The sequence below is a fragment of the Nostocoides jenkinsii Ben 74 genome (assembly GCF_001046875.1).
GTDB lineage: Bacteria > Actinomycetota > Actinomycetes > Actinomycetales > Dermatophilaceae > Nostocoides_A > Nostocoides_A jenkinsii.
In genome coordinates, this window is the sequence record NZ_HF571038.1 from 1,224,546 (window position 1) to 1,234,855 (window position 10,310).

At 67.8% G+C, this 10,310-nt stretch carries 10 protein-coding genes and 1 pseudogene; 9 read left to right on the plus strand and 2 right to left on the minus strand.

Annotated elements, in window-relative coordinates:
* The first annotated feature begins 170 nt into the window (after positions 1-170).
* Together BN13_RS05625 and BN13_RS05630 are read left to right on the plus strand one after the other, a co-directional pair.
* The gene (locus BN13_RS05625; protein WP_048545141.1) at positions 171-1,916 is read left to right on the plus strand and encodes a DEDD exonuclease domain-containing protein; all 1,746 of its coding nucleotides are present in this window, start codon (positions 171-173) and stop codon (positions 1,914-1,916) included.
* Positions 1,913-2,191, plus strand: coding sequence for an Lrp/AsnC family transcriptional regulator (locus BN13_RS05630; protein WP_048545143.1), 279 nt, complete (start codon positions 1,913-1,915; stop codon positions 2,189-2,191). The genes BN13_RS05625 and BN13_RS05630 overlap by 4 nt, the downstream gene beginning before the upstream one ends.
* A gap of 20 nt (positions 2,192-2,211) precedes the next feature.
* Here BN13_RS05630 and trpD read toward each other — a convergent pair whose 3' ends face one another.
* Together trpD and BN13_RS05640 are read right to left on the minus strand one after the other, a co-directional pair.
* Positions 2,212-3,279, minus strand: a complete 1,068-nt coding sequence (trpD, locus tag BN13_RS05635) for an anthranilate phosphoribosyltransferase (protein ID WP_048545146.1) — start codon at positions 3,277-3,279, stop codon at positions 2,212-2,214.
* A 2-nt stretch (positions 3,280-3,281) separates the two neighbouring features.
* Positions 3,282-3,722: a response regulator gene (locus tag BN13_RS05640; RefSeq protein WP_053079730.1), complete on the minus strand. Its 441-nt coding sequence runs from the start codon at positions 3,720-3,722 to the stop codon at positions 3,282-3,284.
* A 154-nt stretch (positions 3,723-3,876) separates the two neighbouring features.
* Here BN13_RS05640 and ctaE point away from each other — a divergent pair, with 154 nt between their 5' ends.
* The 7 genes and pseudogenes from ctaE to BN13_RS05680 all read left to right on the plus strand — a co-directional run.
* Entirely contained in the window at positions 3,877-4,479 is a 603-nt protein-coding gene (gene ctaE / locus BN13_RS05645; RefSeq protein WP_048545150.1) for an aa3-type cytochrome oxidase subunit III, read from the plus strand.
* A gap of 34 nt (positions 4,480-4,513) precedes the next feature.
* Entirely contained in the window at positions 4,514-5,296 is a 783-nt protein-coding gene (gene qcrC / locus BN13_RS05650) for a cytochrome bc1 complex diheme cytochrome c subunit (protein ID WP_048545152.1), read from the plus strand.
* Positions 5,297-5,300: 4 nt separating this feature from the next.
* Positions 5,301-6,443 carry a cytochrome bc1 complex Rieske iron-sulfur subunit gene (gene qcrA / locus BN13_RS05655; protein ID WP_048545154.1) on the plus strand — a complete coding sequence of 381 codons (1,143 nt, stop codon included), beginning with the start codon at positions 5,301-5,303 and terminating at the stop codon, positions 6,441-6,443.
* Positions 6,440-8,170: a cytochrome bc1 complex cytochrome b subunit gene (gene qcrB / locus BN13_RS05660; RefSeq protein ID WP_048545156.1), complete on the plus strand. Its 1,731-nt coding sequence runs from the start codon at positions 6,440-6,442 to the stop codon at positions 8,168-8,170. The genes qcrA and qcrB overlap by 4 nt, the downstream gene beginning before the upstream one ends.
* A 202-nt stretch (positions 8,171-8,372) precedes the next feature.
* Complete coding sequence (locus BN13_RS05665) at positions 8,373-8,807, plus strand: GtrA family protein (RefSeq protein WP_048545157.1); 435 nt, start codon at positions 8,373-8,375, stop codon at positions 8,805-8,807.
* A gap of 100 nt (positions 8,808-8,907) precedes the next feature.
* Positions 8,908-9,237: a hypothetical protein gene (locus BN13_RS05670; RefSeq protein WP_157038460.1), complete on the plus strand. Its 330-nt coding sequence runs from the start codon at positions 8,908-8,910 to the stop codon at positions 9,235-9,237.
* 17 nt (positions 9,238-9,254) lie between these two features.
* Positions 9,255-10,310, plus strand: a pseudogene (locus BN13_RS05680) (IS3 family transposase); the annotation flags it as partial.

Genomic DNA, 10,310 nt, shown 5'->3' on the forward strand with positions numbered 1-10,310 from the left:
TGCTCATTGTTGGCCTCCCAACGGCCTCGTCAACCTGTGTCCAAGACGCTAGCGACCGCCACCGACAACCCCCTTTTCGCGCTCTCCCGCCGCGGGTGGCGGGAGCTCTGCCGGGGGCAGCGGAGGGCGCCACGGAGGGGCTGTCGGTGCTCGCTCATACGGTCTTGGGTATGCCGATGACGACCCTGCAGAAGCCGACCGCCCGACAGGATCCACTGCCCGAGGTGGGGACTCCCCTGCACGAGGTCACCTTCGTCGTGGTCGACCTGGAGACCACGGGGGGCAGCGCCGGCCAGGACCACATCACCGAGATCGGTGCGGTGAAAGTCCGCGGCGGGGAGGTGCTCGGCGAGTTCCAGACGTTGGTCAACTCGCACGTGCCGATCCCGGCCGTCGTGCGCGTCCTGACCGGCATCACCGACGCGATGTTGGCCTCGGCCCCCTCGATCCGCTCGGCGCTGCCGGCGTTCCTGGAGTTCGCTGCCGGCGCGGTGATCGTGGCGCACAATGCCCGCTTCGACGTCGGCTTCCTCAAGGCGGCCTGTGCGGCGACCGGCCTGACGTGGCCGGAGCCCGTCGTGGTCGACACCGTGCTGCTCGCCCGCGCGCTGGTCACTGCCGACGAGTCCCCGAATCATCGGCTCGGCTCGCTGGCCCGGCTCTTCCGGGCTACGGTCACCCCCGATCACCGGGCGTTGCACGACGCGCAAGCGACCGTCGACGTCCTGCACGGTCTGATCGGCCGGGTCGGCACCCTCGGCGTGACGACCATCGAGGAACTGGCCACGTATTCGGGGCAGGTGCCGCAAGCCCGCCGTCGCAAGCGCCACCTCGCCGACGATCTCCCGGATGCACCGGGGGTCTATCTGTTCAAGGACGGCGCCGGCCGCGTTCTCTATGTGGGCACGTCAGTCGCGATTCGCACTCGCGTCCGGTCCTATTTCACCGGGGCGGAGAAGCGGCGACGGATGGGCGAGATGATCCGCCTGGCCGAAAGCGTCACCCCCGTCGTCTGCGCGACCGTTCTCGAAGCGCAGGTCCGCGAGTTGCGCCTCATCGCGCAGCACAAGCCGCCGTACAACCGGCGATCCCGCAATCCGGAAAAAGCCCTCTGGATCAAGCTCACCGTCGAGTCCTTCCCGCGATTGTCGATCGTGCGGCAGGTTCGCGGAGACACCCCGCACTATCTCGGGCCCTTCGGATCACGCACCGCGGCCGAGGACGCCGTCGCGGCCCTGCACGAGAGCCTCACCCTGCGTCAGTGCACGCAGAAGCTCTCCGCCACCCGTCCGCGCGACAGCGCGTGCACCCTCGCCGACCTCGGTCGCTGCCCGGCACCCTGCACCGGCGCCATCGAGATCGATGCCTATGCCGCGATCGCCGAGCGGGCGGCGAGCGCGATGACCGGCGATCCCGGGGCCATCGTCGCGGCCCTCAACGACCGGATGGCCACCCTTGCCATCGGCCAGCGCTTCGAGGAGGCGGCCACCGTCCGGGACCGGTTGAGTGCCCTTCTGCGGGGCGCGAGCCGCATCCAGCGCATGGCGCCATTGGCACGCACCGCAGAACTCCTCGCCGCCCGACGCAGCGTCATCGGTGGGTGGGAGTTGATCTGCGTGCGGCATGGCCGGCTGGCCGGCAGCACCCACAGCCCACGAGGAGCCGACCCGATGCCGTATGTCGATGCTCTGCGGGCCAGCGCTGAAATAGTGCCGTCCGCCCAGCTGCCGGCGCCGGCCGCGTCGGCGGAGGAGACCGAGAAGATCCTGGCCTGGCTGGAGGAGCCTGGCGTGCGCATCGTCGACATCGACGGGGCCTGGACGTGTCCCGTCGGCGGGGCCCAAGCGCACCACCTGACGCTTCTCAGCGACCTGGGCGCCCCGGCGCGGACCGCCGCTGCCATGATGACCGCATGATCACCGCCATCGTCTTGATCAATGCCGAAGTGCACCGGATCCCCGAGGTCGCCCAGCAGATTGCCGACCTCGACGGCGTGACGGAGGTCTATTCGGTCACCGGGGATGCGGACCTCATCGCCATGGTCCGGGTCCGAGAGCATGACGACCTCGCCGACGTCATCTCCGATCGGCTCAACAAGGTCGACGGCGTGCTGAGCACCGCGACCCATATCGCCTTCCGCGCCTACTCCCGGCACGACTTGGAGGCGGCCTTCAGCCTCGGCCTGGATTGACCAGCCCCCGACAACCGCGATTAGACGGAGCGGCTCGTCTCGATCCAGCGCTCCAAAACGGCCCCGGCCGAGCCGCTGTCGATCGACTCCTGCGCACGGCGGATGCCGGCAGCGATCGCCTCGACAAGAGCGTCCCGCGACGAGTCGGCACCGACGGTCTCGGAGCACACCGCCAACGCCGTCCCGGCATTGAGTACCACGGCGTCGCGCACCGGTCCGCTCGCCCCCGCAAGCATGTCTCGAACCACCCCGGCGTTGTGCACCGCATCCCCGCCGCGCAAGGCATCCAGCGGGGCCTGCGCAAGTCCCACGTCCTCGGGCGCCACGAGGTGCTCAACCACCTGGCCGTCGGCAACCCACCACACTCGTGACGCAGCCGCGATCGTGAGCTCGTCCAGACCGTCCTCGCCCCGGAATACCGCCGCGCGGCGGCCTCGGTTGGCGAACACGCCCGCCATCAGCGGAGCGAGCGCCAGATCGGCGACCCCCACGGCGGCATACGTCGGCTGCGCGGGGTTCGTGAGCGGTCCGAGAGCGTTGAAGACCGTCCCGACCCCGAGTTCGCGGCGCGTCGGCGAGGCGTGCCGCATGGCGGGGTGGAATGCCTGCGCGAAGCAGAACGTGATCCCGGCACGCTCGGCCACCTCCTGAACCTGGGCCGGGGTCAGCGCGAGGTCCAGGCCAAGGGCCTCCAACACATCCGCCGTGCCCGACGTCGAGGAGGCGGCCCGGTTGCCGTGCTTGACGATGCGCATGCCCGCCCCGGCGGCGACGATCGCCGACATCGTCGAGATGTTGACCGTATGGGCGCGGTCTCCCCCGGTGCCAACGATGTCCAAGCTTGGCCCGTCGACGCTGAACCGGTGGGCGTGCTCAAGCATCACCCCGGCGATCGCGGTGAGTTCGGCGATCGTCTCGCCCTTGCTCCGCAGCGCCATCAGGAAGCCGGCCACCTGCGAGGCCGTGGCCTCGCCGGACATGATCTGGTCCATCGCCCATGTCGCCACCTCCGGCGCGAGGTCACGCCGTTTGAGCAAGTCCGTATAAACGTCCGGCCAGGAGAACTCGGACGCCGGCAACACCGCCATACTCAGGCGTTGCCCGCGACGGCCTGCTCGACCGCGGCGCAGACGGCCAGAGCGTCCAGCGGTTGCGACACGGCGGCATCGGCCAGCGACCACGCCGCCAGCCACACGTCCTGGGCCCGACCGGTGAGCACCAGCACGGGCGGGCAGTCGAAGATCTCGTTCTTGAGTTGGCGGCAGACACCCAAGCCACCGGCGGGCGCGGCCTCGCCGTCGAGGATCAATAAGTCGAACCGCTCGCTCTCGACGGCCTCCAGGACCGCCGGGAGCGTGGCGCACTCCAGCCAACTCGCCACCGCGAGGTTGCGGCTGGGCCGGCGCCCGACTGCGGCCCGCACGGCATCGCGCGTCGTGATGTCGTCGCTGTAGAGAAGGATCGAGAGTTCACGGGGACCCGTGCCCTGGGCACCCGTCGTCGCGGCATGCGTCATAGCGGTGGAGGCCATGCGGGACAGCCTACTCAGGCAAAAGCGCCACGCGACACAACTGTTATCGGGGGGTCGGCTGACGTGGCGATTCGATTACCGACATAATGGCGCCGTGGCCACAGCATCCGCACTCACTCCCAGCACGCCTTCAGCGTCGCCGGGCCATGCCGGAATGGGTCCTGTGACTCGTCCCAACATGGTCTCGGTGGGCACGATCGTCTGGCTCTCCAGCGAGCTGATGTTCTTCGCCGGGCTGTTCGCAATGTATTTCACGATTCGCGAGGTCCGACCGGACTTGTGGGCGGAGCACACGCCCACGCTCAACGTGCCGTTCGCGACCGCCAACACGATCGTGCTGGTCATCTCCTCGGTGTGGTGCCAGCTGGGCGTTTATCGCGCCGAGCACGGGCAGCCGGCCCGCACCGGAAGCCTGCTCAACGTCAGCAGTTGGGGTATGCGCGAATGGTACGTCCTGACCTACATCTTCGGCTCGGTCTTCATCGCCGGTCAGGTTTACGAGTACGCCCACCTCGTACATGACGGCATCACCCTGGCCTCGGATGGCTACGGCTCGGTCTTCTACCTGACCACCGGCTTCCACGGTATGCACGTGACAGGCGGCCTCTTGGCCTTCCTCCTGATCATCGGGCGCACCTTCACCACCCGTCACTACAGTCACGCCCAAGCCACCGGCGCCGTCGTGACCTCCTACTACTGGCACTTCGTCGACGTGGTCTGGATCGCGCTTTTCGCGACGATCTACCTGCTGAAGTGATTCCGCGGACCGAACAGCGAAGGAAGGCACACACGTGAACGCACTGGCAAGCCGGCGCCGCCATCCCGCGGCGATCGCATTGCTGCTGTTGCTGGGTCTGTTCGTGACGGGTGGCGCCTACGCCGCCCTCGCCCCGAAGCCGGCTGTGGCCGCGGAGGCGAGCTCGGACCAGATCCAGCAAGGCAAGCAGCTCTTCCTGCAGAACTGCGCCACCTGCCATGGCATCGGCGCCCTGGGCACCGACGAAGGCCCGAGTCTGGCGGGTGTCGGCGCGGCCGCTGTCGACTTCCAGATGGGCACCGGCCGAATGCCGATGGCTGGTCCGGGCATCCAGGCTCCCCGCAATGTGCCGTCCTTCGATGCCGAGAAGATCGCGGCGATCGGCGCCTACATCCAGTCCTTGGCCCCTGGTCCGGCGGTTCCCGATGCCAAGTACACCTCCGGCGAGGGCGGCGACCCGGGCAAGGGCGGAATGATCTTCCGCACCAACTGCTCCATGTGTCACAACTCCGCCGGTGCCGGTGGCGCGCTGACCCGGGGCAAGTACGCCCCGTCACTGCACAACGTCGACGCGAAGTACATCTACGAGGCCATGCTCACCGGCCCGCAAAGCATGCCCGTCTTCAACGACATGAACCTCTCGCCCGAGGCGAAGGCCGACGTCATTGCCTACCTCAAGACGATGCACGAGGAGGGCAACCCCGGCGGTATGGCGCTCGGGTCGCTCGGCCCCGTCTCCGAGGGCCTCGTCGCCTGGATCTTCGGCCTCGGCATCCTTATCGGTGCGGCCTACTGGCTCGGACAGAAGGGCGCCTAACGCCATGACCACCCACGAATTCCCCGACGCCGACTCTGCAGGTGTCGTCCGCCTCGACGAGGGTCACCACCCCGGTGACGGCAAGATGCCGGCCGAGTTCGAGAACCCGGGTCTGCCGCCGCACGTCCACCGGATGGCGGATCACGACGAGGCCGGCGCCAAGCGCGCCGAGCGCCAGGTCGCGGGCCTCTTCGGCCTGTCGATGCTCGGCACGATCGTTGCGATGGTCGGCTACTTCGCCTTCTCGACGGAGCACCGCTCCTGGGTCCCTGGCCTGGGCCATGTGTCGACCACCAACTTGCTGCTCGGCATCGGCATCGGTTTGGGGCTGCTCGGCATCGGCCTCGGTGCCGTCCACTGGGCCAAGACGCTCATGCCCGACGAGGAAGTCGTCGAGATGCGCCACCCGATGCGCAGCAGCGACGAGGCTCGCGCGGGTTTCGCCGAGGTCATGCGCGATGGTGGCGAGAAGAGCCAGCTCTTCCGCCGGCCCCTGCTGAAGCTCAGCCTGGGCGGCGCGATGGGCCTGTTCTCCCTGCCGCTGCTGGTGCAGCTTCTGGGCAGCCTCGGCCCGCTGCCGCGCAACAACCTCGACGTCACCTTCTGGGACGGACACCCGCACGAGGGCGAGGACGGCAAGCAGCACCGCACGTTCGAGCACCCGCGCCTGGTCACCGACCCCGAGGGCATTCCGATCAAGGCCGCCGACGTCACGATCGGCTCGGTCTATCACGTCCTCCCCGCGGGCCTGCTGCCCAATGCCGACGGCGAGGGCGGCCTCGAGCACGGCCAGCTGGAGGAGAAGGCCAAGGCGGCCGTCCTGCTCATGCGTCTGGACCCGACGGAGTTCCAGGACACCCCTGGTGGCAAGAAGGCCAAGGAGTGGGGCCACGACGGCATCGTCGCCTACTCCAAGATCTGCACGCACGTGGGTTGCCCCGTCGGCCTCTACGAGCGCACGACCCACCACCTGTTGTGCCCCTGCCACCAGTCGACCTTCGACGTCACCGACGACTGCAAGGTGATCTTCGGCCCGGCCAAGCGTCCGCTGCCGCAGTTGAAGATCACTGTCGACGATGAGGGCTACCTGATCGCTGCACAGCCGTTCCAAGAGGCTGTCGGCCCGAGCTTCTGGGAGCGTGGATGAGCACCGCCGACCCGATCGACAGCGGCCGCGCGGCCGACCGACTGCGGGCCGGCGACAGCCGTCGTCCCGCGCCGGCCTCCGGCGGCTCGAAGGCGCTCGGCGGCGTCGCCGGTTGGGTGGACGACCGCCTCGGCCCCGCCAAGGGCGTCAACTACCTGATGAAAAAGGTCTTCCCGGACCACTGGTCGTTCATGCTCGGCGAGATCGCGATGTATTCGATGATCATCTGCCTGCTGACCGGGACGTTCCTGACCTTCTGGTTCGTCCCCAGCGCGGGTCACACCACCTACGACGGCTCCTACATCCCGTTGCAGGGCGTGCAGATGTCCGAGGCCTATGCGTCCTCGCTGGACATCTCCTTCGACATCAAGGGCGGCCTGCTGATCCGCCAGATGCACCACTGGGCTGCGCTGATGTTCATCGTGGCGCTGTCCGCCCACATGCTGCGCGTCTTCTTCACCGGCGCCTTCCGCAAGCCGCGTGAGCTCAACTGGATCATTGGCTGCATCCTGTCGATGCTGGCCCTGGTCGAAGGCTTCGCGGGCTACTCCCTCCCCGATGACCTGCTGTCGGGCACCGGCCTGCGGGCCGCCCAGGGCTTCATCCTTTCGGCTCCGGTGATCGGCTCCTATATGGCCTACGGCCTCTTCGGTGGCGACTTCCCCGGCGAGGCGATCATCCCCCGGCTGTATGGCGTGCACATCCTCCTTCTGCCGGCCATCCTGATCGGTCTCTTCACCGCGCACATCGTGATGGTCGCGGTGCAGAAGCACACGCAATACCCCGGCCCGGGCCGCACCAACGACAATGTCGTCGGCTTCCCCGTCATGCCGGTGTATGCCGCGAAGGCCGGCGGCTTCTTCTTCATCGTCTTCGGGTTCACCGCCCTGCTGGCCGCCTTCGTCCAGATCAACTCGATCTGGGTCTACGGTCCTTACGATCCGTCCGCGGTGACCGCCGGCAGCCAGCCCGACTGGTACATGGGCTTCGCCGACGGCGCCTTGCGGCTGTTGCCAGGGTGGCTGGAGTTCAACATCTTCGGACATCCCCTCAGCCTGAACGTCGCGATCGGCGCGCTCTTCCTGATCCCGATCATGTATGGCGCGATGGCCGCCTACCCCTTCATCGAGGCGTGGGTGACCGGCGACAAGCGGGAGCACCACCTGCTCGACCGTCCGCGCAACCAGCCGACCCGCACCGCCCTCGGCGTTGCCGCACTGACGTTCTACGGCGTGTTGATGTTCGCGGCCGGCAACGACCTCATGGCGATCAAGCTGCACATGTCGATCAACGACATCACCTACTTCTTCCGCGCCGGGGTCTTCATCCTTCCGGTGCTGGCATTCTGGGTGACGCGTCGCATCTGCCTGAGCCTGCAGCGCTCGGACCGCAATATGGTCCTGCACGGCCGTGAGAGCGGACGGATCGTACGCACGGCAGAGGGCAAGTTCTTCGAGGCGCACGAGCCGCTCGACGAATACACCCGCTGGAAGCTCGTGGGCTACGAGCGTCAGGCCCCGCTGGAACTCACCGGCGGCGTCGACGCGCACGGTGTGGCCGACCGCAGTTCCCGCGGTGCGAAGTTGCGCGCTCGGCTGTCGCAGTTCTACTTCGGCACGCACGTGGACCCGGTCACCCCGACCGAGCTGGCGGCGGCCCACCATGACGGCCACGCCCACGAGGCCATCGAGGCTGCCGGCGAGTCCACGCACGCGGGCAGTCACTGAAACGCCGGCGGTCACTGATGGGCCCCTCCCCCGCCGACCGAGGTGAGTCCTCGCGGTGACCACGACGAAGGGCCGGGTCCGATCGGGACCCGGCCCTTCGGCATACGGTAGGGCAGGCGATTCGAGGCCCCGCCAGGGGTCACAGGATCGCCATCCGGGCGGCACAGCGGCCGGACAGCAGGGACAAGGCACAATGTCCGGCATGACCTCCCCCAGCGCCGTCGGGCGCGCCAACGGCTCGGTGTTCGGCCAGTTGGTGCGGTTCGCGCTCGTGGGTGGCGTGGGCACGGCGCTATATGTCGGGTTGTTCTGGGTGTTCGCGCTATGGATGTCGAGTCAGGCGGCCAATATCGTCTCGTGGGTGATCGCCACGGTGGTCGGCAACCTCATTCACCGTCGCTTCACCTACGGCGTGTCCGGGGCACATCTTCGGGGTATGGACGGTGTGGTCACCTTCGTGACCGCCCTCGCCGAGCTTGGCGCCAGCAGCCTGCTCCTCGCGGTGTTCGAGGGGGCGTCCTCGGTCGAGCAGGGCGGCCTCGTCGTGCTCGGCACGATCGTGGGTGGGCTACTGCGGTTCGTCCTGAACTACTGGTGGTTCCGCCGGACCGAGCCGGCCCTGGCCCCCGCCACCTAGCCCCAAACTCGGCGGACGCAATAACCTGGGCCGGACGCAATAGGTCCGTAGTTGTCAGGCTTGGGTTGGACAGTTCGTCTGACACGAGATGGAGGTAGGGATGCCTGGTCGTACGGCTATGGGTAAGCGTTCGTTTACGAATGCTGAGAAGTTGGATTTCGTGCGTGAGTTCGGTGAGTGTCTGGACCGCGGCACGAAGACGGCGTTACTGCGCCGGTGGGCGTTGCATGCTGAGACCGGCCGTCAGTGGGTGATCGCGGCTCAGGAGGGCCGGTTAGGGCCGGCAGCGCCGAGAGGAGCGATGCAGGTGACGAATAGAGACCGCGCGCGGTTGGTCGCGTTGGAGCGTGAGAACGACAAGCTTCGGGCCAAGGTCGCGGCTGCCGAGGCAGCCTTGAATCGGCACGGGTTTGATGCCGCTGTCTTTTGAGTCAGGAAGATGGCGTGATGCCGAAGAAGATTGATCCCGCGGTGAGGGAGCGGGTGGTTCGCCGGGTGTTGGAGCGGCGGGGTGAGTTCACCTCGTTGACCGCTGCTGCGGCGGCGGTGGCTAAGCAGGAGCGTCTAGGAACGGAGACCGCGCGCCGGTGGGCCTTGCAGGCCGAGGTCGACGCCGGGACGCGGTCGGGGACATCGAGCGAGGAACACGCCGAGATCAAGCGGCTGAAGACCGAGAACGCGCGCCTGCGTGAAGACGTGGCCATTCTGACGGCGGCCACAACTTTCTTCGCGGGGGAACTCGACCCCCGTACCCGCTGATCATGGGGTTCATCGATTCCATGCGACGTCAGGGCCACGCGGTCGAGTCGGTCTGTCGAGTCTTGTGTGAGCAGGGCTGTCAGGTCGCCGCGCGGACCTACCGGGCCTGGCGCCGAGCTCGCCCCTCGACGCGGGACGTGGCCGACGCGTACGTGATGAACGCGGTCCTGGCGGCGTGTTACGTGTGGAAAGACGGGGTCAAGGACGCCGCGACCCCGGTGTTGTTGTACGGGCGACGCAAGATGCTCGTCCATCTGCGCCGGCAGGGTGTGGCGGTCAGCCACACCCAGGTGGCGCGCTGCTTGAACCTGTTGGGCCACAAGGGGATCCGCCGAGCTAAGACGGTCCGGACCACGGTACAAGGCAGTGCGGGGGTCCGCGCTGATGACCTGCTCGGACGCAACTTCACCGCGCCCGCGCCGGACACCGTGTGGGTCACCGACTTCACCTACGTCCGGACCTGGGCCGGGTTCGTGTACGTCGCGTTCATCCTCGATGTGTACTCGCGCCGGATCGTGGCCTGGCACGCCGCGACATCCAAACACACCGATCTGGTGATGACCCCGTTGCGGATGGCGCTGTGGCAACGCGCCCGGGATGGTCACCCGGTCCAAGCGGGCACCCTGATCCATCACAGCGATGCCGGCTCGCAGTACACCTCGATCCGGCTCACCGGCCACCTCGAACTGGCCGAGCTCGCGGCCTCGATCGGGTCGGTCGGCGATGCCCTGGACAACGCCATGA